This is a genomic window from Sphingomonas sp. PP-CC-1A-547, from assembly GCF_003610375.1.
GTDB lineage: Bacteria > Pseudomonadota > Alphaproteobacteria > Sphingomonadales > Sphingomonadaceae > Sphingomonas.
On record NZ_RAPZ01000001.1, the window covers coordinates 21,816 to 43,214 of the forward strand.

Below are 21,399 nucleotides of genomic sequence, written 5' to 3' on the forward strand. Positions count from 1 at the left end.
CTCTCCCCGAATGCCGCCTCCCCGGCGGAGGCCGGGGCCCAATTGGGAAAGCAGGTGTAACAGCGCGCTGCCCATCATCGCAGACGTCTCCCAATTGGGCCCCGGCCTCCGCCGGCGGGGTACCTCAGCATGAGCGCACCCGTCCGCACGACCTGCGCCTATTGCGGAGTCGGTTGCGGCATTCTCGCGACGCCGACTGGCGAGCGGTCCGTCATGATCAAGGGCGACCCCGATCACCCCGCCAACTCCGGAAAGCTCTGCTCGAAGGGCACGCATCTCGGTGAGACGATCGGACTCGAAGGCCGCCTGCTCACCCCGATGATCGGCCAGCGCCGCGCTTCGTGGGACAAGGCGCTCAACCTCGTCGCGAAACGCTTCCGCGACACGATCGCACAGCACGGGCCGAACAGCGTCGCGTTCTATGTCTCCGGCCAGTTGCTCACCGAGGACTATTACGTCGCCAACAAGCTGATGAAGGGCTTCATCGGCTCGGCGAACATCGACACCAATTCGCGGCTCTGCATGGCCAGCGCGGTCGCCGGGCATATGCGCGCGTTCGGCGAGGATATCGTGCCCGCGAGCTACGACGATCTCGACGCCGCCGACCTGATCGTGCTGGTCGGATCGAACACCGCCTGGTGCCACCCGATCGTCTATCAACGCATCCGCGCGCGCTGCGACGCTGGCGCGAAGCTTGTGGTGATCGACCCGCGCCGGACCGAGACCGCAGACGAGGCCGACCTTCATCTCGCGATCCGACCCGGTACCGACGTCGCGCTGATGAATGGCTTGCTGGCGTGGTGTCGCGACGCTGGCGTGGTCGATTACGACTATCTCGCCGCACACGTCGCGACGCCCGATGCGTTCTGGGACCAGGTCGGCGAGGGCAGCGACCTGTGGTCGGTGGCACGCATCTGCGACGTTCCGCCGCAGGACCTCCGGCGCTTCTTCGAATTGTTCGCCGCGACGCCGAAGACCGTGACGATGTTCAGCCAGGGCGTGAACCAGTCGCTGTCGGGCACCGATCAGGTCAACGCGATCACCAACCTCCACCTCGCCACCGGCCGCATCGGCAAGCCGGGTGCGGCCCCCTTCTCGATCACCGGCCAGCCCAATGCGATGGGCGGTCGCGAGGTCGGCGGGCTGGCGTCGAGCCTCGCCGCACACATGGACTTCGCGCCGGAGAACGTCGCCCGCGTCGGCCGGTTCTGGGCCGCGCCCAACATGGCGACCAAGCCGGGGCTGAAGGCGGTCGACCTGTTCCGCGAACTCGGCAACGGCCGGATCAAGGCGCTGTGGGTGATGGCGACCAACCCCGCGGTGTCGATGCCCGACGCCGGCCGCGTGCGCGAGGCGCTTGCCGGTTGCCCGTTCGTCGTCGTGTCCGACGTGATCGAGACGACCGACACTTCGGTCCACGCGCATGTCCGCCTGCCCGCCGCGGCGTGGGGCGAGAAGGACGGCACCGTCACCAATTCGGACCGCACGATCAGCCGCCAGCGCGTGTTCATGGCTGCGCTGGGCGAGGCGAAACCCGATTGGTGGATCATATCCGAAGTCGGCCGGCGGATGGGGTGGAAGACCGCGTTTTCCTTCGATCGCCCCGCCGAGATCTGGCGCGAGCATTGCCGGTTGTCGTCTTATGAGAATGACGGCACGCGGCTCTTCGCGCTCCCCGGCCATGCCGCCAAGGGCAACGCCGAGTATGATGCGATGAAGCCGTTCCGCTGGGGGGGAACGCCGTTCGCAGACGGAAGATTCTCGACGGCGGACGGGCGCGCGAGGCTCGTGCCCGTCGTGCAGAAGCCCGTGGCCGCACCGCTCGTGAAATGGCCGATGACGCTCAACACCGGGCGTTATCGGGATCAATGGCACACGATGACACGCACCGGCTTGTCGCCCAAGCTTGCGCGCCACCGCGAGGAGCCGCTGGTCGAAATTCACCCCGACGACGCGGCACGTCTCGGGATCGTCGATGGTGCCCTGGCGCGTGTTAGGACGCCGCAGGGTGACACGCTGTTCCGCGCGAGCGTTGCGGAGACACAGCGGGTCGGCGAACTGTTCGTGCCGATCCACTGGACCGACCGTACCGCGACCGGCGGCCGCGCCGGGCTTCTCCCTCGCCCGCTCGCCGATCCGATCTCTGGCCAGCCGGGCTTCAAATCAACCCCTGTCCGGATCGAACCGGTCGCGACCGAGTGGCGCGGGTTCGTCGTCGTCCGCGGTGAACTGGCGACGCGCCCCGATTGCCTGTGGGCGACGCGAGTCGCGGTACCGGGTGGAACTGCGTGGGACATGGCGGGCAACGACGACGCCGCCGCACTCGACGCGTTGCTGCCCAAGGGCCAGCGGATCGAGGCGGTCGATGCCGCTCGGGGCTCGCGTCGGATCGCTATATTGGAGGGCAGCAGGCTCGCCGCCGTGCTGTTCGTGACCCGGGACGGTGCGCTTCCGCCCCGCGACTGGCTCGTCGCGCAACTGAGCGAGGCCGTCGCCGCGCCCACCCTGCTCGCCGGCCGCGCGCCGGGCGCTCAGGTCGACCGTGGCCCGATCGTCTGCGCGTGCTTCGACGTCGGGCTGAAGACCATCCTCGCCGCGATCGCCGACCAGCAGCTCGCCGACGTTCCCGCAATCGGTGCGGCCTTGAAAGCCGGCACCAATTGCGGATCGTGCCGCCCTGCCCTCGCCAAAATCCTCGTCACGCAAGGATCAGCAAATGTCGCATGATTTCCCGCCCAGTTCGGTCTGGCTGGTCGGTGCCGGCCCCGGCGATCCCGACCTGCTCACGCGCAAGGCGGAGCGGCTGATCGCCGCCGCCGACATCGTCTTCTACGACGCGCTGGTCGGCCCGGGCGTCCTCGCCCTCATCCCCGTCCGCACCGAGGTGGTGAGTGTCGGCAAGCGATCGGCGCGGCATTCGAAGGATCAGGTCTCGATCAACGCCTTGCTCGCCAGGGCAGCGCTCGCCGGCAAGCGCGTCGTCCGGCTCAAGGGCGGAGATCCGTCGATCTTCGGCCGCTCGACCGAGGAACTTGACCACCTTGCCGCGCAGGGCATCGCAGTTCGCATCTGCCCCGGCATCACCGCCGCCAGCGCCGCCGCAGCCTCGGGTGGCGCGTCGCTGACATTACGCGGCCTCGCACGGAAGCTGACGTTCGTCACCGCGCATGCCCGCGCCGGCGAAGCACTCGATCTCGACTGGACCGCACTCGCCGCGCCCGATGCCACGCTCGCCGTCTACATGGGCCGCGCGGCCGCCGGCGAAGTCGCGCGCAACCTGATCGCAGCCGGTCGGACGCCTGACACGCCGGTCATGGTCGCAGTCAACGTCTCGCTTCCCACCGAGCGCATCCTGCGCGGCCGGCTGTCGGCGCTCGCGTTCCTGGTCGAGACGATCAGCGATCATGATCCGGCGCTGCTGCTGATCGGGGAGGCGATCGCGGTATCGTCGATAGCATGCGGTGCAAACGACGGCGCAGACGCGCAACTTGGAATCCAGGCTGCTAGCGCGAACCGGCCCGTCCGGTTTCCGACCGACGCTGCGTGCGGCGAGCTTTGAGCAAGTCCTGACGCGAGAGGATGCCGACGACCTGTCGCGTATCGCGCGCGACGATCGGCACGCGTCCAACGCCGGATTCGACCATCATGTCGGCGACGACTCCGATCGGCGTATCGGGATATGCGACGAGCAGCGACGCGTCCGACAAGGTCTCGGTCAGCGACACGTCGGTGCCCGGATGCATCGTCCGCCAGCGCAACGCGTCTGTCCGCGACGCCAGGCCAAGTACGCGGCCCGCATCGTCGACGACCGGATAGCTCCGATGCTTGGCGCGATCCGCGAAATAGGTCGTCGCATCTGCGGTCGTCATCGAACCCGGCAGCGTCGCGGGCGCACGTGACATCAACTGGTCCGCCTGCATCAGGTCGAGCGGATCGACGCTATATTCCTGCAGGATATGCCGGCCGCGGCGTGCGATCTTCTCGGTCAGGATCGACCGCCGCATCAGCAAGACGCTGACCGCATAGGCCGCCGCCGCCGCTGCGATGGTCAGTGGCAAGGCATCGAAATGCCGCGTCAGTTCGGCCGCGAACAGCGCCCCGGTGATCGGCGCGCGCATCGCCCCGCTCATGATCCCGGCCATGCCGATCATCGCCCAGAACCCAGGACCGCCGGGTAGGACCTGCCCGGTCAGCGCGCCCGCGGCGCCACCAAGGATCAGCAACGGCGCGAGGATGCCACCCGACGTTCCCGATCCCAAAGCGACCAGCCAGACGATCGCCTTGACGACCAGCAGCGCGAGGATGACGCGCACCGCGAGGGACCCGTCGAGTAGCGCCTGGATATTGGGATACCCCGCCCCCAGGACATGCGCGTCGACCAGACCGCCAAGTCCGACGACGACCCCGCCGATCGCGGGCCACCACATCCAGTGTACTGGCAGGCGATGGAACGCGTCCTCAACCGCATACAGCGCGACCGACAGCGCCGCTGCCAGCACGCCGGTGACGAGGCCTACTCCCGCGGCCATCGCGAGCGGCCAGGCGCCGGACGGGGTCGTGCCCGGGAACGGGAACATCGCGCCGCCGTCGAGCAGCACCGGCCGCCATGCGAACGCGACGAGGACGGCGACCACCACGGGAACGAAACTGCGCGGCTTCCATTCGAACAGCAGCACCTCGACGGCCAGCAGGATCGCGGCGAGCGGCGTCCCGAAGATCGCGGTCATGCCCGCCGCCGCGCCCGCGACGAGCAGTGTCTTGCGCTCGGCGGCACTCATGTGGAAGCGTTGCGCGAACAGCGATCCGATCGCCCCGCCGGTCATGATGATCGGCCCTTCCGCCCCGAACGGCCCGCCGCTGCCGATCGATACCGCGGCGGATAGCGGCTTGAGCAGAGCGACCTTGGCCGACATCCGGCTTTCGCCGAATAGGATCGTCTCGATCGCCTCGGGTATGCCATGCCCCCGGATCTTGTCGGAGCCGTAGCGCGCCATCAGGCCGATGATGAGACCGCCGATAACGGGAATGGCGACCATCCACGGCCCGACGAGCGTGTCGACGATCGCGGCTGACCGCGTGGAAAGTCGACCGAACCAGAAGAGGTTGGTCGCGAGCGCGATGAGTTTGATGAGCATCCATGCCGCAAGCGCCCCGCCGGTGCCGACGACGATCGCCATCGCCGCCAGCATCAGCATCCGCCGGTCGGCGCTATGGTCCGCGAGCCGGTGATTTTCGGTTGCTCGTGCCGCTGCGATCATGATGAGAGTCTTTCGCCTCCGAGGAAGGCAGGCTATTATATCGTAGTGCGATATATATCAACCACGGGCTGACTGGTCATGAGCGATACGGATGCACTGAAGGACGCCGATTATCGGGCACTGGCGGATTTCCGCCATGCGTTGCGGCTGTTCACGACGTTCAGCGAGACCGCGGCGACGGCGGCCGGGCTCGCGCCGCAACAGCATCAGGCTCTGCTCGCGATCCGGGCCGCGCCGGTCGACGACATCACGATCGGCTATGTCGCAACTCGGCTGGTTCTCAAGCCACATAGCGCCTCGGGACTGATCGACCGTCTAGAGGCGTCGAACCTCGTCGTTCGCTACAATTCCGACGGCGACAAGCGCCGCTCGCTGCTCCGGCTGACGCCCGAGGGCGAGACGATGCTCGCGGGTCTGTCATCGGTTCATCGCGATGAGATCGCCCGTCTCCGGCCAATGCTGACCGAAATGCTCGATCGGTTTGGATAAGGCATGCGCCCGTGCCCGGCGGGAAACATCTGTCGCGATACGATCTAAAATGCCAAGGTGAGCTTGCGCGTATCGGTAGCCGCTACGCAAACGACCACGGCGCGGAACGCGGTGGCGAAACGAGGGGGAAATGCAGACGATGGTGACCGGTAGGCCGGGCCTGTGGGCCTTCGTGCTCGGCTGTATCGCGGTGACGATCGGGGTCGCGCTGCATCTGCCGATGTTCCTGATGGCGCGCGGCATGGGCTACCGGATGGTCGGCATGCCGATGGACGTCGGCATGCTGGTCGGCATGGCGCTGATCGTCGGCGGGACCGGCCTCGCCGCCTATGGGTTGCTGCCGGGCGATGCGATGCGGTTGCGGCGGCAATTGGCGCATATGACCGTCACCGGGCTGCAGGATGCGCCGTTGCGCGCATCGCACTGGGTCATGATGGGCGCACTGATCGTGGCGCTGGTGATCGACGTCATGAAGCCTGCCGCGCTCGGCTTCACCCTGTCGGGGATGACGAGCGAATACGGCGTGTCGCGGGCTACCGCCTCGCTGGTGCCGTTCGCAGCGCTGTCGGGGACGGTCGCGGGATCGATCCTGTGGGGTTTCGTCGCGGACATATACGGGCGCAAGGCGTCGATCCTGCTCTCGGCGGTAATGTTCGTCGGCACGTCGATCTGCGGCGCGATGCCGAGCCTTGCCTGGAACATCGCGATGTGTTTCATGATGGGCGCGGCGGCGGGCGGGATGCTGCCGGTCACCTATGCGCTGCTCGCCGAGATGATGCCGAACCGACACCGCGGCTGGAGCCTCGTGCTCATCGGCGGACTGGGCGCAGCCGGCGGCTATTTCGCGGCCAGCGGCCTGTCGGCGCTGCTCCAGCCGATCTTCGGCTGGCGGATACTGTGGCTAGCCAATCTGCCGACCGGGTTGCTGCTAATCCTTCTCGGCCGGCTGATACCGGAATCGCCACGGTTCCTGGTCGTTCAGGGGCGGACGCACGAGGCGGAGATGGTGCTCGCGCGCTTCGGTGGCGGGCGCGTGACGCGGCAGGACGCAGTTTTAACGGATGCTGTCGGCGTTGCGCCACTGCCGACCTTGCGCAACGCCGGGGCCCTCGTCGCGTTCAGCATTGCCGCGCTAGCCTGGGGCTGCGCGAATTTCGGCCTGTTGCTCTGGCTGCCCGCCGACCTGGTCGCTCGCGGGTATAGCGTCGGCGTGGCCAGCGGACTGCTCGCCAAGGCGTCGCTGATCGCGGTGCCCACGATCTTTGTCGCGGCGCTGCTCTACAGCCGCTGGAGCAGCAAGGGTGCGCTTCTCGCAGCCCTCTCGATGCTCGTCTTGGGACTCGTCGGAGTATTATGGGTCGAGCGACAGTCCGGCGCCGTCAGTCCCGTCCTGCCGGTCGCCGCGCTGATCGTGGGCGTCAACGCGATCATCGCTATCTTGCTGCCCTACGTAGCCGAGAGCTTCCCGGCGCGCATCCGTGGGCGCGCCACGGGATGGGTGGCGGCGTGTTCCAAAGCTGGAGGCCTGGGTGCGCAAGGGTTGGCAATTGCGGGCGCGGTCCCGCCGCTGGCGACGGTAGCGGGTTTAGTTCTGGTACCGACGGCCGCCTCCTTCGTGCTCGTGGCGTGGCTGGGTCGCGAAACGAAAGGACGGGACGTCGACGTCCTTCAGCCGACGATTGGGGCGTACGAACCGTTGCGCCAAACAACGATCGTGGCGGATGATCCCCAAGTTTAGCCGACGCGTTATTCGCACATGGCGGGCTTTAGAAGCTGAACTTCTTATCCGGCTTTGATTTCGTCAACAGCATCTACGAACTGCCAGCCCTACCGCCAATCCGGCTTCTGAGACCAAGTTGTCGACGTTCACGGAGTAATTCCACTCCTCAACTTCGGCCCTTCGTTCAGGTCGAGGCGAGCTCATGCCGCTCGCATTCCCCCTGCCTGGCAGCACGCGAACGTCCTCGAGAGAATCGTATAACGGGAAAGCTCGCTCAGGCCCGGTTACAATGAAGCGGGATCACCAGTTCGCCACCAGCCTTGACGCGATCGAGTGCTATGAGGCTGCGAAAGCTCGCCACAGCATCGTTTTGCGCGAACAGGCGTCGGGTAGTTGCTTCATAGACAGCCATGTCAGACGTCACGATCACTAGCACAAAACTGATTCCGCCGGTGACGTAGTAGCACTGCTGGACCTCTGGGGCGTCTCGAAACAGCGTTTTGGCAGCGTCCACCGTGACTGATCGCTCGTCGGTTAGATGAACCTCGACGATGGATGTAATTGCCATCCCCATGGCCGCGGTGTCGACGATTGCGACGTTGCGCACGATAACGCCGGCGTCCTTCATCGCCGCGATCCGACGCTGGACCGCTGCGGCGGATAGGTTCACCGCCTCTGCGATCGTCCTTTGCGGCGTCTTGTTGTCGCGCTGGACTATCCGCAGGATCGCGCGGTCGAAGGCATCTAGAGAAGGACGGCGGGCGGTCGGCGGGCGTGGCATAGACGAGTAATTGTTGCATTTGGGCGGCCAAGCAAGCGCGCATCGCTCGAACTGGTGATGATACGGTCCGGTATCAGCAGCGAGGTTTAGCCGTGATTAAATTGCCCTCTGACCAAACCGGCACCGATCGAACCACTTTCGGGATCGCCTGCGGCATGGGAGCCGGCGCGTTATGGGGCCTTGTGTTCCTCGCCCCGGAGCTGGTGCGTGACTTCACCCCACTCCAGCTCGCGATTGGTCGGTATCTTGCCTACGGCATCATCTCGTCCTTGCTAATCGCGCCCCGCTGGCGCGCGTTCGTCGGCACGCTGACGAGACGTGACTGGCTGGCGCTCGCCTGGTTGTCCCTTGCCGGCAATACGCTCTACTATATCTTACTATCGACCGCGGTGCAGAACGCCGGGATCGCCACGACCTCGCTTGTCATCGGCTTCCTTCCGGTCGCCGTAACGATCATCGGCAGCCGCGACCGCGCCGCTGTGCCGCTCGCCCGCCTGGTGCCCTCGCTGCTACTCTGCGCAGCCGGTGCAGTATGCATCGGGTGGCAGGCGCTCGGCCGCCCAGCCCCCGGTGACGCCCCCCGCGAGTTAATTGGCTTCGCTTGCGCGATCGGAGCGCTTGTATCTTGGACAGCCTATGCGGTCGGGAACACCCGCGCACTAAATCGCCTCGATCGTATGTCCGTTCACGATTGGAACCTGCTGACCGGCGTTGTTACCGGCGCACAGGCGGTGGCGCTGCTCCCGGTCAGTGCGGCAGTTGACCCGATCCGGCACGCAGCCGGTGCCTGGATGCAATTCGGCGCCGTGTCGATCGCCGTCGCCGTCGTTGCTTCGATTCTTGGCAACGCGTTGTGGAACCGCATGAGCCGCCTGCTGCCACTGACCATGGTTGGCCAGATGATCTTGTTCGAGACGCTGTTCGCGCTGCTCTACGGCTTCTTGTGGGAACAACGACTGCCGGTGCGGCTTGAAGTTGCGGCCTTTGTCCTAGTCGTAGCGAGCGTTCTGACATGCATCGCCGCCCACCGGCGCCACACCCCACCGCCCCAGCCTGCCGTAGGCGAGCAGTTTGCATGACCATCCGCTACCGAGCATTACCGATTGGGAACCTATCTCGGATCAGTTGCTGAGCAATCGTGCGAAATGCTGTCCGAGGCGCCCGCTTTCCCAAGATATGTTCCCGATTGCTTGTTTCTGAAACAGCCCGTCGGAGACGGTGAAACGAGAAAAAGCTCGCTCAACGAATGGCCGTTATCGTCAGCTTGAACGTCTAGGTGTGGATGGGCGCGTCCTGCCCTATAGCTTCCAGCCAAACCCACATGTGGACGTTCAGCCGCCCTTTCCGGCACCCAACTTCGGCCGTTCGCTAATGTTGAAGCGGTTTGAGACGCGCGTCCCGAGGCCTCTCAAAATCGAAAACTTGCCCATAGAGCCGCGTAAGACGAGTCCCGGTAACCCGCAGTCTCCAGCCCACTTTTGGCGAAAGCGTGTTCCAGCCGGCCGGTCAACGACAGGCGAGGACTGACAGTCCAGATCGTTTGCAGCCGTGCGACGTCGACAGTGCGTCGACCACCAGTGCCGGCCGTGCCAGCAAAGGGCGTCCCGTTCGATCGGTAGACGGCATCGCTCGCCGTCTCGCGCCAGGTAAACTGGTATTCGCCCGTCACCCGGATCGTCTTGGCAGGCGTGACGGTCAGGCTGGGCGCGATGGCGACCAGGTTCGTCGGCGTCAGATAGCCCTGATAGCTATAGTAGATATTGTTGCCGTACGGCGCGAATGCGTTTCTCAGCTTGCCTTGGCCACTTGCGCCGCCACCCGTTGCATAGTCGAAGTGCAGACCGAGCCGGGGAGCGGTGTTGGCTTTGCCCAGCCGATACGTTCCAGCCAGCAGAACCTGCCACGCATCGAGATCGCGGCCGCCATAGCTGCCGCCCTGATGGTTGGCGGTCCAATCGATCGTGATCGATCCCGCCTCACCCCAGAGATGCGCGCCGACATAGATCCGCTCTTCGCGCGCGGTCTCGGTTCCCCATGTCGCTTCCCGGTTGCGCAGACGCCAGACGAATGGGTCGAGATACAGCTTCGAGCCACCGAACAGATGCTTCGGAAGGACGATGCCCGCCGTGACGCCTTTGAACCGTCGGCCCCAGTCGACGAGGTCGTCGCCGATCCCGCCATTCCCGTAGGTCGTGTAGTAGAGATCGAACACGTCTGCTCGCAGCGTCGATCCCCGCGCCCAAGCTCGCACGCCGGTCAGACTGGTCTGCACCGTGTTGTTGTCGCGGTTCGCCAGCAGCAGGTTCGAGCCGTCGATGAAGACCTGCCGACCGACCCGGGCGCCGACATCGACCTGGTCGACCTGCCATGTGCCATTGACGAAGGCCTGCTGAACCAGCAACTTGTTCGACAACGTGCCCGATGGCGAGCCAATGTTCTTGCCGTCCATCGGTCCGCGGGCAAGTTCGCCATAGGCGCGGAAATGCTCACCGATGTGAAGGTCGGCACCCATGAAAATGCGGTAACTGTCCTGCCGCTGATGCTCGGACTTGCGGCCTTGCGGGTTAGAGAAGTAGTTCGCGCGCGCGCGCAGTTCGCCCGACAGGGTCAGGTACACGTCGTTCGATCCTATGGGGATGTATTTCAGGCGGTCGAAAATGTCGTTGCGCTTGGCGGGATCGCGCATGCTGCGCCAATCCTCGGCCCAGCGCAGCGGATTGTAACCCTGCTGCGTGTTGCCGTCGCCGGCAGCTGCGTCGGGATATGGGGTCGCGACCGGTGCAGCTAACACCTGCGTGTTCTGCGCCTCGACCTGAGACGGAGGCCGCTCTTGAGCGGTAGCGTGGTGCGTAACGCTCAAGCCTACGATCGCAAGGCCGCAGCCATGCAGTAGCGATAGCCGGTTCATGCCGTACCTCTCCGCCGACCGGTCGAGGCCAAGCCGGTCCTATATCTGCTGGAGGGACCGGCAGGGCGGTGGCACCGCCCTGCCAAGCCCACGTCATTCCGCAAGTTCGCGCATCACCTTGATAAGGTCGGACTTGCCTTCGAAGCCGATGCCGGGAAGCTCCGGCATGGTGATGTGCCCGTCGATGACCTTCACGCCGTCCGGGAAGCCGCCATAGGGCTGGAACAGGTCCGGATAGCTCTCATTACCACCGAGCCCCAGCCCGGCCGCGATGTTGAGCGACATCTGGTGACCGCCGTGCGGAATGCACCGCGACGGCGACCAGCCGAACTGCTTCAACACGTCGAGCGTCCGCAGATACTCGACCAAGCCGTAGGATAGCGCACAGTCGAACTGCAGCCAGTCGCGATCCGGGCGCATGCCACCATGGCGCAACAGGTTGCGCGCATCCTGATGTGAAAACAGGTTTTCACCCGTCGCCATCGGGCCAGGATAATATTCCGAGATCGCCGCCTGCAGCGAATAATCGAGCGGGTCGCCGATCTCCTCATACCAGAACAGCGGATATTCGCGCAGCATCTTGGCATAGGCGATGCCGGTCTCGAGATCGAAGCGACCATTAGCGTCGACCGCCAGCTGTGCCTCCGACCCGATCTCCTTCAGGACGGCTTCGATACGGCCGCGATCCTCCTCGATCGACGCGCCACCAATCTTCATCTTCACGACGTTGTAGCCGCGATTCAAATAGCCGCGCATCTCGGCACACAGCTGACTGTTGTCCTTGCCGGGGTAGTAATAGCCGCCAGCCGCGTAGACGAACACGCGTGGATTTGCCTCGCGATTATGGCGTTCGGCGAGCAGACGGAACAGCGGCTTGCCCTCGATCTTCGCGACTGCATCCCAGATTGCCATGTCTAGGGTGCCGACCGCGACCGAGCGTTCGCCGTGCCCGCCGGGTTTTTCATTGGTCATCATCGCCGCCCAGATCTTGTGGGGGTCGAGGTTGTCACGATTGTCGTCGAGCAGGCTTTGCGGCGCGGCTTTAAGTATCCGGTCGCGAAACCGCTCACGGATCAGGCCGCCCTGTCCATAGCGGCCGTTCGAGTTGAAGCCGTAGCCGACGACACGCTTACCATCGCGGACGACGTCTGTGACGACAGCGACCAGGCTGGCAGTCATCTTGCTGAAGTCGATGTACGCGTTGCGGATGGGGGACGAGATCGGCTGGGTAATCTCGCAAACGTCGATGATACGCATGGAAGCTCCTTTGGATAGTGACTGTTGATGATGGTTGAAGGTCAGTGGGCGTCCGCCGGATCGGCCGGATGCAGGGTAATGCTGGCCGGCCGTTCGCCCTTTTGTTCGGCGATCACGTTCTTGACGGTGTCGGCATCCAGCGCGCCTTCCCACTTGGCGATCGCGATGGTGGCGACGCCATTACCGATCAGGTTGGTGACAGCGCGCGCTTCGTTCATGAAGCGGTCGACGCCGAGCAGCAGGACCAGGCCGGCAGCGGGAATGTCGGGGAAGGTGGACAGCGTGGCCGCCAGCGTGACGAAGCCACCGCCAGCAATGCCGGCCGATCCCTTGGACGTCAGCAGCAGGACGCCGAGGATGACGATCTGATGCCACAACGTCAGCGGCGTATTCGTCGCCTGAGCGATGAAGATCGCCGCCATCGTCAGGTAGATGCAGGTGCCGTCGGCGTTGAAGGTGTAGCCGGTCGGCAAGACTAGTCCTACCACCGGCTTGGCAACGCCTAGGCGTTCCAGCTTCGTCATCATCCGCGGCAACACCGCTTCCGTCGAGCAGGTAGCAAAAGTGACGAGTAGCTCGTCCTTGAAGTAGCGGAAGAATTGCAGGAGCGGAAAACCGGCCCAGCGCGCGACGCTGCCGATCACGAACACGACGAAGATGATCGAAGTGAGATACACCGCGAGCATCAGGTGGCCGAGTCCCCAGAGCGAGCCGAGGCCATGCTTGCCGATTGTGTACGCAACGCCGGCTCCCGCGCCGATCGGCGCCAGCTTCATGACCATCCCGACGATCCGGAACAGCGTCTGCAACAGGGATTCGATCACCGCCATCAACGGCTCGCCGCGCTTGCCGATCGAGACCAGCGCATAGCCCATCAGCACGGCGATCAGGATGATCTGCAGCATCGCGCCCTGCGCAAAGGCGTCCGCCATCGTCTTGGGGATGATGTTCAGGAAGAAATCGACGACGCCGTGCTGCTCGCCTGCCGCAGGCTGATATTTGGCGATGCCGCTGGCGTCGAGCGTCGAGACGTCGATGTTCATTCCCACGCCCGGCTTCATCACGTTGACGACCACCAGGCCGATCACTAGCGCGAGCGTCGAGATGATCTCGAAATAGATCAGCGCGCGCACGCCGATGCGCCCGACCTCCTTCACGTTGCCCATCTTCGCGATGCCGAGCACCACAGTGCCGAAGATGATAGGCGCGAGCAGCATCTTGATGAGCTTGATGAACGCGTCGGCAAGCGGCTGAAGCGAGACGGCTATGTCGGGGAACATAACCCCGATGAGCGCACCGATGGCGATGCCGATCAGTACCTGGATGTATAACTGACCTAGAAGGCGTCGCGCCATGACTTCTCTCCGGCTCTCTCGCTAAAACGACTTTTCTTGTTTTTCTGCGCGCGTTCTCGACGCTGTGGCTGTCGCGATCAAATGCCGATATAGTTGCGGGTTATGCTCGATCGGCATAAACGCATTCTGCGTTCTGATGTTTGGACCGCAAGTGAGGACGAGCCGTGCAACTGGATTGGCTGGAAGACTTCCTTGCGCTAGCCGAAGAGTGCAATTTCTCGCGCGCGGCACAGCGTCGCAACATCACGCAGCCCGCTTTCGGCCGGCGAATCCGATCGCTGGAGCAATGGGTCGGCGCTGCCCTGTTCACGCGCACGACGGCGGGCACCACGCTCAGCCCTGCCGGCGAAATGTTCCGGGGTTATATCCAGGTATCAGTACGCGACCTGTATCGCGCACGGGCAGCAGCGCTGGAAGTCGTGGATCAGGCGGCGTCGGTCCTCACCGTCGCCGCGACCCACGCTCTATCGTTCACGTTCTTTCCGCGCTGGATCGTCGAGCACGCGCCGCACGAGCCGATCAACTTGAAGTCCGACAGCATGCAGGCGTGCGAGCGGATCATGCAGCGCGGGGAAGCCTCCTTCCTGCTCTCGCATCATCACCCGCTCCTGCCGACGTCGCTCGACACGCCGGATTTCCTCCGCGTCGAGGTGGGCGAGGATCTGCTCGTGCCGCTGTGCCAGCCCGACGATACCGGCGCGCCACGATGGACACTGGACTCCCCCGAGGTGCCGTACCTGGCCTACAGTTCGGAATCCGGCCTGGGCGGAATCCTGAAGGCGGATTGGGTGGCCCGTAGCCTCGCCCCCCGCCTCGAAATGGTGCTGCAATCGCGGCTTGCAGCCGCGCTGCTATCGATGGCGATCGACGGGCGCGGTGTTGCCTGGGTGCCGCTCTCGCTGGCGCAGTCGGCGCTCGGATCGGGCAAGGTCGTGCTGGCTGCCGATGACATGTATTCGACCAAGATTGCGATCGCTCTCGTCCGGCCGGCTATATCGTTGTCGAAGGTGTCCGAGGCGTTGTGGGCATCCGCCTGCGGACCTGCCGGTTCGAAGGGGAGGCTGCACCGCCCCCTCTCCCACATCATCCCTGAGCCGCAGTGACCTCACGGTTTCGAGCTACGATCTGATCGTGGCTGAGCGGAGCCTTCGCCTCCATGAAGCCCTTGATCAAAACGTCGCGATCGACCGGCGCCCTTGCCTTGTCCGCAGCAGACAATGCGACCTGAAGCTCGGGTAACGTCAGCTCGGTGCAATAGGCTGGCGTTCCCGGCTGCTGGTGCCAGGATTGCGCAAGGTCGCCGGCATCCAGCGCATCGAAGCCGGTCTCGTCCACCAGACCGCGCGCGACAGCCATCGCATGAGCGTCATCGGCCGCAACGGGAATGGCGATCCGACGAGCCGTTCCGATCGGCATACCGCCATTCGCCAGCGTCTCGGCGAGAAGTGCGTTGAACGCCTTTACCACCGGCCGGCCGAGGTGCTCGCTGACCCAAACGCTCTCTGGCTTGCCGTTGTCGACGTCCGCGATGTTGCCGTCGCGCATCGGATAATAGTTGGACGTGTCGATCACGACCGTGTCGGCGGGCACATGGAAAAAACCACCGGCGACATCTGGTATCTTCGCAAACGGGATCGAAAGGATGATCACAGCGACATCCTTGACCGCGTCCTTCGCAGCGACCGGGACAGCGCCGACTTCCGCTGCCTTATCGCGAACGGCTTCAGGTCCTTTTGACCCGGCAAGCTTCACCGTGCGTCCCGCCGCGGCGAACTTCCGCGCAAGCGTGGCGCCAATGTTTCCCGCGCCGATAATGCCGATCTTCATGGTGATACCTTCCAAATATCATTTGAGCTTCGCCTGCGCGACAGCGACGTCTTGGCGTCGAGGTCGATTAATCGTGGAAATGGACGCTGTCGGCGACTGGTACGCGGTCCATCCGCATCCGGTTTCCCGGCGCCGCTTCGTCGGGATAGCCGAACGACATGCCGAACAGCATATTCATCTCCGCGGGGATGCCGAGAACCTCACGGATCGTACCTGCGTAGAAACCTAGTGACGTCTGTGGGATACCGCCCAACCCTCTGGCCGCCAGCGACAGCAGGAATGTCTGGCCATACATGCCGATGTCGCCGGCTGTTCGCACGTTGTCACCAAAGGACGGCATGAACAGCAGCGCGACCTGCGGTGCGCCAAAGAACGAAAGGTTGAGGGCTGCCGCACGGCGCCGCCCCTCCTTGTCCTCGCGCATGACGTTCATCGCCTTGTAATAGGCCTTGCCCTGCGCGTTCTTGCGCTCGCCGTAGCAGCCATAGAAGGCGCCCATGTCGAACGAGAAATCGGGCGAAAAGTCCGCCGCATCGTTCTTCTCATGCAGTATCCGCGAAAGCTCGGCCAGTTTCGCGCCACGGACGATATGCACGTCCCAAGGCTGCGTATTGCAGTTCGACGGGGCACACTGCGCGTCCTGCAGAACTGCGTCGAGAACGTCGTCGGGAACGACCTTGTCGAGAAACCCGCGATAGGAGCGACGCGTGCGTGCCGTCTCTTGGAAAGACAGCGTGCCGTCCGGCGATGTGCCGTTGTCGGAAGCGCTTAGGGTATTGGTCACGGGGTACCTCGTTGATTTTGCTGGAACGGAGCCGGTGTTTTTGAAGCCGAAAGTTACTGGAGGCGGAGATCGCGGCCATATTGCGCGGGCACGCCGAGATGATCGCGCAGTGTGGCGCCCTGATAGTCCCGGTGGAACAGGCCGCGCTCCTGCAGGATCGGCACCAGTTCCTCGACGAGCGAGTGCAGACCGTCCTCATAGACGTCGGGGCATAGCCAGAAACCGTCTGCCGCCCCCGCTTCGAACCAGGTCTGCATATGGTCGGCTGCTTCCACCGCTGGCCCGACGATCATTGGGTGATAGTCGATGACGCCGTGCGCCAGCACGTCCCGCAACGACCAGCCTTCGCTTGCTACCTTGAGCGCGTACGTCGAGCGCGGGTCTTGTCGCGACGGACGCGCGGCGGCGAGCTGCGCTTTCGTCAGCGGCTCGCCGAGCTGCGCCGGATCGAGCGCCAATCCGAGCATCTGCCCGAGATAGCCGACCCGTGGCTCGAAGCTGAAACCCGACATGGCGATCCGGCGGTCGAGCGCCGCACGCCGGTCCGGCGCGATCGTCGTCATCAGGCCGGCGAAGAACTTGATCTCGTCCGGATCGCGGCCGGCGCGTTCGGCCGCAGCGCGTAGCGCCAGGCGCTGCGCTCGGGCGTCTTCCATCGTGTAGACGGCCCCGATCACGCCATTCGCATACCGTCCTGCAACCTCCAGCCCCTGATCGCTTCCACCGGCCTGGAAGATCACCGGCTGCCCCTGTTCGGACGGGGGCAACGGCAGCGGTCCGCTGGTCGCAAGGTGGCGGCCACGCAGATTGATCGGCTTGATCTTGGCCAGATCGGCGAAACGCCCCGACGCCTGATCGTGCAACCAGGCGCCTTGCTCCCAACTCCCCCACAGGCCTTGCACGATCTGGACGAACTCGTGCAGCCGTTCGTATTTCTCAGCGCGCGGCGGCAAGGCGCGACCGAAATTGGCGGCGACCACAGGATCGCTCGTTGGCACCGCGTTCCAGCCTGCGCGGCCGTGACTCATCAGGTCCAGCGCCTTGAACTGTCGCGCCAAGTTGAACGGCTCGCTGAACGTGGACGAACCCGTGGCCACCAAGCCAATCCGTTCCGTCCCGCGCGCGACGGCTGCGAGTGTCATCATCGGCTCGATATTTAACTGCTGAGCATCGGTGACGATGTCGGCTTTCAGCGCCGGAAAGTCGGGCATGAACAGGAACTGGAATTTGCCGCGCTCGGCAAGCTGCGCGTAGCGCACCAGAGTATCGAAGTTGGTGAAGCCAGTGGGATCGACGCCCGGCATGCGCCACGCCCCCGCCTGAGAGCCGTAGCCGTTCCCGAAGACCATGCCGATCAGCATCTGTTTGGACGTAGTGATGTCGCGTTGCTCCCCACGACGAATGATGTCTGTTCCCAGACACCGAATTCTATTAATGGGGATACTCCCCGCTTACAGGTCAGATATGGGGAGCATCCCCGTTTATCAAGAAAGAATTTTGTGGCGCCATCATCGACCGCTCGCACGCCTCGCAAGGACGCTCAGGAAAATCGCGCGCATATTCTGGTCGTTGCGGGTCAGGCGTTCGATACCGAAGGCATCGATGTATCGATGGATGCGATCGCGAGACAGGCAGGTGTCGGCTCTGCGACGCTCTACCGCAACTTCCCCAACAAGGATGCCCTTCTCGTTGCCCTGCTGGCCCCGCATCATGACAAATTGATGCGGGAAAGGGCCGCGATAGACCAGGAGGACGGTCATAGCGGTCATAAGCTTCAGCGATGGATCGACGCCCTGGGCGACTGGACGCTTGCCTATGACGGTCTTTCTGAGCCGTTGCGGGACGCTTGGTCCACCACGACCTCCCCTCTTAGACCGACCTGCGCAAACCTAATCGAAATCACCGATCGATTTTTACGGGGTGCGCAGACCGATGGCTTTGCTCAACCGGACTTCTCAGGTCAGGATATTTTCCTTGGAGCTCTAGCGATAGCGTGGGCAAGCGGACGATCAACCACGCATCCAGAAACGCGAAATGTCCTGCGGAACCTGCTGCGAAATGGATGGACCGTTTCGGTACGAGGGCGACGTTAAACGGCGCCTGAAGGGCTACGTCCTAGCTCATGGCAGAGAAGTGCCCGCCTTTCCACGAGGCCCCATAGTCCGCCATTCGTGCGCCCTTCCCCGTTTCCCAACTCCAAACACTCATTCATCCGCCAACTGCGAGCACCGCTCAACCCGACATCCCGGCTGGCAACGTTGAGACTAAACCGCGAGTACCCCTGATAACACCGACTGTGTATCGGGGGGCATGCAGCTGACCTCATCACCTCCAGCACTCAGGTCCGAAGCGGGCGACAGCCTGTCACCTCGGAGCAGCTGAATGGCAGACGGTGCCCGACAGGGGCGCGGCGGCGTACCCCTCCGCCCTACCTCGTGGCGCGAGCGGCTGGGCGCGCTGCGCAATCTCCCACCCTTCCTCGCCATGGTGTGGGGTAGCAGCAGGGCACTTACCGCCACGACGGTCGCCGTACGGCTGGTCCGAGCGCTTTTGCCCGTGGCAACGCTGTTCGTTGGCAAGCTCATCATCGACGAGGTCGTGCACCTGACCCATTTAACGGCCCGTCCGGTCGGACTCATGGGATGGCTGGGCTCCGGCCTGCTCGATCGGCTGGAGGCACTGCTACTGGCCGAGTTCGCCTTGGCGGTCGCTTCCGACCTCCTTGGTCGGATCGTATCGCTCGTCGACGGGCTCCTTTCCGATCGTGTCAGCAACGACGCCAGCGTAAGGCTGATGGAGCACGCTGCCACCCTGGATCTTGCCGACTTCGAGGACGCCGCCTTCCAGGACCGGATGGATCGCGCGCGTATGCAGGCGAGCGGCCGCATGTCGCTGATGGGGCAGCTATTCGGCCAGGCCCAGGACATCGTCACGGTCGTGACCTTCGCCACGGGCCTGGTCGTTTACGCCCCCTGGCTGATCGTGCTGCTGGCCGTCGCCCTGGTGCCCTCGTTCCTCGGCGAAGCGCACTTCAACGCGCTGAGCTACGCGCTCAGCTACATGCGCACGCCGCAGCGGCGCGAACTCGATTACGTCCGCCAGGTCGCCGCCAGCGCGGATACGGCCAAGGAGGTCAAGATCTTCGGCCTCAGCCCGTTCCTGATCGACCGCTATCGCACCATCTCACGCGACACCTACAGCGCGAGCCGACGGTTGGCGCTGCGCCGGGCGGTTTGGGGCTCGGCGTTCGCGGCTCTTGGCACGATCGCCTATTACGCCGCCTACGCCTACATCGCCTGGCGCGCGGTCACCGGATCGATCTCCATCGGCGACCTCACCTTCCTCGCGGCCTCGTTTTTGCGGCTCCGCGGACTGCTGGAAGGACTGCTCACCGGCTTCTCGTCGACCGCCGGCCAGGCATTGTACATCGACGACCTGTTCTCCTTCTTTCGGACCGAGCCCGGCATCCGCTCGCCCGAGGGAGCGCTGCCATTCCCCGATCCCGTTCGCCAAGGCTTTGTCTTCGAGGATGTTGGCTTCCGCTATCCGGGCGCCGAGCGATGGGCGGTGCGACACCTGTCCTTCACGTTGGGATCAGGCGAGGTGGTCGCACTGGTCGGCGAGAACGGCGCAGGCAAGACCACGCTCGTGAAGCTGCTGGCCCGACTGTACGATCCGGTAGAGGGCCGTGTCCTGCTCGATGGACGCGACCTGCGCGAATACGATCTCGACGGCCTGCGCGCCGCGATCGGCGTGATCTTCCAGGATTTCGTGCGCTACAACCTGCCTGCCGCGGACAACATCGCGGTCGGTCGCATCGAGGCGCGTGACGATCGCGGGCGGATCGAGGCCGCAGCGTCGGCCGCGCTCGCCGACGACGTCGTCGCCAAACTTCCGGATGGCTACGACCAGATGATCGGCAAGCGGTTCCGGAACGGTGTCGACCTGTCCGGTGGCGAATGGCAGAAGATGGCGATCGCTCGCGCCTATATGCGCGATGCTCAGGTCTTGATCCTCGACGAACCTACCGCAGCGCTGGACGCGCGCGCCGAGTATGAGGTGTTCCAGCGCTTCCGTGAACTGAGCGCAGGACGCTCCGCGGTGCTGATCTCGCACCGCTTCTCCAGCGTTCGCATGGCGGACCGCATACTCGTACTCAGCGACGGTAGAGTGGAGGCATCAGGTACCCATGACGACCTGCTTGCTGCCGGGGGCCGCTATGCCGAACTGTTCGAGCTTCAGGCCGCAGGCTATCGATGATCCGCGGGCACCCAGCGTCGTCCTCCCTAGAGAGCGAGGCATGGGATTGTGCGGCCGGAAGTCTGCAGCCCTCCGAACCGAGCGGTAGGCGACTGCGTCCCGTGCGAGCGTCTGGTGCCGTTGCCGTCTGATTACCGGGCGGCAACGCCTACATGTCCATCTCACCCGCCAAGAGCTTGCGATCGCGCTCCGCAAGCTCGGTCTCGTCGGCGGGAAACATCATGGCTAGGCCGTTAGTAGCAGCGCGCTCCTGAACCTCTTCGACGAACGGCCGCAATTCGTTTTCGTAATGGCGAAAGGCCGCACCGTGATCGTCAGGATACCGCTCGAGCGCGTCCGCTAGCCGGCGCGCGCCGATGATCGCCATCGAGCCGCCGAACCCTGCAAGCGGCGAGACGCAGTAGCCCGCGTCGCCGACCAAGGTCACACGACCGCGCGACCAGCAAGGCATTCTGATCTGATTGATCCTGTCGAAATAGAAGCCGTCGTCCCCGTCCACGCTGTCGAGCATGGCCGACACTTTCCATCCCAAATCGTCAAACTGGTCGAGGATAAGGCGGCGTTGTTGAGCGCGATCGCGGTAATTATAGTCGATCTCGCCAGGGGTTCACCCCAAAGATGGTGTATCGCGGCGGCTGCATTTCGACAGCAGATGAGATTTGCAGCCCTTCACGTACGATGCCTGGATCGGGGTCGACCTGACCTCGTGCATCGAGGGAAGGAGTGAGAGCGATGACGCATTTCGTGGGTCTGGACGTCT

General features: G+C 64.2%; 17 protein-coding genes. 8 read left to right on the forward strand and 9 right to left on the reverse strand.

The window, feature by feature from the left end:
* The first annotated feature begins 129 nt into the window (after window positions 1-129).
* The gene (locus C8J39_RS00095; RefSeq protein ID WP_120298750.1) at window positions 130-2,727 is read left to right on the forward strand and encodes a nitrate reductase; all 2,598 of its coding nucleotides are present in this window, start codon (window positions 130-132) and stop codon (window positions 2,725-2,727) included.
* Window positions 2,717-3,559: a uroporphyrinogen-III C-methyltransferase gene (cobA, locus tag C8J39_RS00100; RefSeq protein ID WP_120298752.1), complete on the forward strand. Its 843-nt coding sequence runs from the start codon at window positions 2,717-2,719 to the stop codon at window positions 3,557-3,559. Before C8J39_RS00095 ends, cobA begins: the two co-directional genes overlap by 11 nt.
* Here the strand turns inward: cobA and C8J39_RS00105 are convergent.
* Window positions 3,504-5,261: a chloride channel protein gene (locus C8J39_RS00105; protein ID WP_404969298.1), complete on the reverse strand. Its 1,758-nt coding sequence runs from the start codon at window positions 5,259-5,261 to the stop codon at window positions 3,504-3,506. The two genes, cobA and C8J39_RS00105, sit on opposite strands and share 56 nt — an antisense overlap.
* Window positions 5,262-5,336: 75 nt before the next feature.
* On the opposite strand from C8J39_RS00105, the gene C8J39_RS00110 reads away from it, so the two are divergent.
* Window positions 5,337-5,747, forward strand: a complete 411-nt coding sequence (locus tag C8J39_RS00110) for a MarR family winged helix-turn-helix transcriptional regulator (RefSeq protein WP_120298753.1) — start codon at window positions 5,337-5,339, stop codon at window positions 5,745-5,747.
* A 130-nt stretch (window positions 5,748-5,877) separates the two neighbouring features.
* On the forward strand, window positions 5,878-7,485 hold the full coding sequence (locus C8J39_RS00115) for an MFS transporter (RefSeq protein ID WP_120298755.1): 1,608 nt from the start codon (window positions 5,878-5,880) through the stop codon (window positions 7,483-7,485).
* Window positions 7,486-7,741: 256 nt separating this feature from the next.
* Here C8J39_RS00115 and C8J39_RS00120 read toward each other — a convergent pair whose 3' ends face one another.
* Window positions 7,742-8,248: an Lrp/AsnC family transcriptional regulator gene (locus C8J39_RS00120; protein WP_120298757.1), complete on the reverse strand. Its 507-nt coding sequence runs from the start codon at window positions 8,246-8,248 to the stop codon at window positions 7,742-7,744.
* Window positions 8,249-8,340: 92 nt separating this feature from the next.
* On the opposite strand from C8J39_RS00120, the gene C8J39_RS00125 reads away from it, so the two are divergent.
* On the forward strand, window positions 8,341-9,327 hold the full coding sequence (locus C8J39_RS00125) for a DMT family transporter (RefSeq protein WP_120298759.1): 987 nt from the start codon (window positions 8,341-8,343) through the stop codon (window positions 9,325-9,327).
* A gap of 329 nt (window positions 9,328-9,656) precedes the next feature.
* Here C8J39_RS00125 and C8J39_RS00130 read toward each other — a convergent pair whose 3' ends face one another.
* The 3 genes from C8J39_RS00130 to dctA all read right to left on the reverse strand — a co-directional run bounded on the left by C8J39_RS00130 (window position 9,657) and on the right by dctA (window position 13,768).
* A complete protein-coding gene (locus C8J39_RS00130; protein WP_259457479.1) occupies window positions 9,657-11,108 on the reverse strand; it encodes an alginate export family protein in 1,452 nt (483 codons plus the stop codon).
* Between the two features lie 141 nt (window positions 11,109-11,249).
* Window positions 11,250-12,413, reverse strand: a complete 1,164-nt coding sequence (locus C8J39_RS00135) for a mandelate racemase/muconate lactonizing enzyme family protein (protein WP_120298763.1) — start codon at window positions 12,411-12,413, stop codon at window positions 11,250-11,252.
* A gap of 41 nt (window positions 12,414-12,454) precedes the next feature.
* Window positions 12,455-13,768, reverse strand: a complete 1,314-nt coding sequence (gene dctA, locus C8J39_RS00140) for a C4-dicarboxylate transporter DctA (RefSeq protein WP_120298764.1) — start codon at window positions 13,766-13,768, stop codon at window positions 12,455-12,457.
* A 164-nt stretch (window positions 13,769-13,932) separates the two neighbouring features.
* Here dctA and C8J39_RS00145 point away from each other — a divergent pair, with 164 nt between their 5' ends.
* Window positions 13,933-14,871 carry a LysR family transcriptional regulator gene (locus tag C8J39_RS00145; RefSeq protein WP_120298766.1) on the forward strand — a complete coding sequence of 313 codons (939 nt, stop codon included), beginning with the start codon at window positions 13,933-13,935 and terminating at the stop codon, window positions 14,869-14,871.
* Here C8J39_RS00145 and C8J39_RS00150 read toward each other — a convergent pair.
* The 3 genes from C8J39_RS00150 to C8J39_RS00160 form a co-directional block, all read right to left on the reverse strand.
* Entirely contained in the window at window positions 14,852-15,595 is a 744-nt protein-coding gene (locus C8J39_RS00150) for an NADPH-dependent F420 reductase (protein WP_120298768.1), read from the reverse strand. The genes C8J39_RS00145 and C8J39_RS00150 overlap by 20 nt on opposite strands.
* A 67-nt stretch (window positions 15,596-15,662) precedes the next feature.
* On the reverse strand, window positions 15,663-16,379 hold the full coding sequence (locus tag C8J39_RS00155; protein WP_120298770.1) for a nitroreductase: 717 nt from the start codon (window positions 16,377-16,379) through the stop codon (window positions 15,663-15,665).
* A 53-nt stretch (window positions 16,380-16,432) separates the two neighbouring features.
* Window positions 16,433-17,740 carry an NtaA/DmoA family FMN-dependent monooxygenase gene (locus C8J39_RS00160; protein ID WP_120298772.1) on the reverse strand — a complete coding sequence of 436 codons (1,308 nt, stop codon included), beginning with the start codon at window positions 17,738-17,740 and terminating at the stop codon, window positions 16,433-16,435.
* 138 nt (window positions 17,741-17,878) lie between these two features.
* Between C8J39_RS00160 and C8J39_RS00165 the strand changes: the two genes are divergently transcribed.
* Together C8J39_RS00165 and C8J39_RS00170 are read left to right on the forward strand one after the other, a co-directional pair.
* Window positions 17,879-18,472: a TetR/AcrR family transcriptional regulator gene (locus C8J39_RS00165; protein ID WP_120298773.1), complete on the forward strand. Its 594-nt coding sequence runs from the start codon at window positions 17,879-17,881 to the stop codon at window positions 18,470-18,472.
* 289 nt (window positions 18,473-18,761) lie between these two features.
* Window positions 18,762-20,639, forward strand: coding sequence for an ABC transporter ATP-binding protein (locus C8J39_RS00170; RefSeq protein ID WP_120298775.1), 1,878 nt, complete (start codon window positions 18,762-18,764; stop codon window positions 20,637-20,639).
* A 148-nt stretch (window positions 20,640-20,787) separates the two neighbouring features.
* Here the strand turns inward: C8J39_RS00170 and C8J39_RS00175 are convergent, their stop codons facing one another.
* Entirely contained in the window at window positions 20,788-21,150 is a 363-nt protein-coding gene (locus C8J39_RS00175; RefSeq protein ID WP_120298777.1) for an FAD-dependent monooxygenase, read from the reverse strand.
* Window positions 21,151-21,399: the final 249 nt, after the last annotated feature.

Excerpts from the sequence above, each read along its gene's own strand:
- dctA (WP_120298764.1), bottom strand. The coding sequence starts at position 13,768 with ATGGCGCGACGCCTTCTAGGTCAGTTATACATCCAGGTACTGATCGGC.
- cobA (WP_120298752.1), top strand. The coding sequence starts at position 2,717 with ATGTCGCATGATTTCCCGCCCAGTTCGGTCTGGCTGGTCGGTGCCGGC.
- C8J39_RS00170 (WP_120298775.1), top strand. The coding sequence starts at position 18,762 with ATGGCAGACGGTGCCCGACAGGGGCGCGGCGGCGTACCCCTCCGCCCT.
- C8J39_RS00175 (WP_120298777.1), bottom strand. The coding sequence starts at position 21,150 with ATGCTCGACAGCGTGGACGGGGACGACGGCTTCTATTTCGACAGGATC.
- C8J39_RS00160 (WP_120298772.1), bottom strand. The coding sequence starts at position 17,740 with ATGCTGATCGGCATGGTCTTCGGGAACGGCTACGGCTCTCAGGCGGGG.
- C8J39_RS00095 (WP_120298750.1), top strand. The coding sequence starts at position 130 with ATGAGCGCACCCGTCCGCACGACCTGCGCCTATTGCGGAGTCGGTTGC.
- C8J39_RS00120 (WP_120298757.1), bottom strand. The coding sequence starts at position 8,248 with ATGCCACGCCCGCCGACCGCCCGCCGTCCTTCTCTAGATGCCTTCGAC.
- C8J39_RS00150 (WP_120298768.1), bottom strand. The coding sequence starts at position 15,595 with ATGAAGATCGGCATTATCGGCGCGGGAAACATTGGCGCCACGCTTGCG.
- C8J39_RS00115 (WP_120298755.1), top strand. The coding sequence starts at position 5,878 with ATGCAGACGATGGTGACCGGTAGGCCGGGCCTGTGGGCCTTCGTGCTC.
- C8J39_RS00135 (WP_120298763.1), bottom strand. The coding sequence starts at position 12,413 with ATGCGTATCATCGACGTTTGCGAGATTACCCAGCCGATCTCGTCCCCC.
- C8J39_RS00110 (WP_120298753.1), top strand. The coding sequence starts at position 5,337 with ATGAGCGATACGGATGCACTGAAGGACGCCGATTATCGGGCACTGGCG.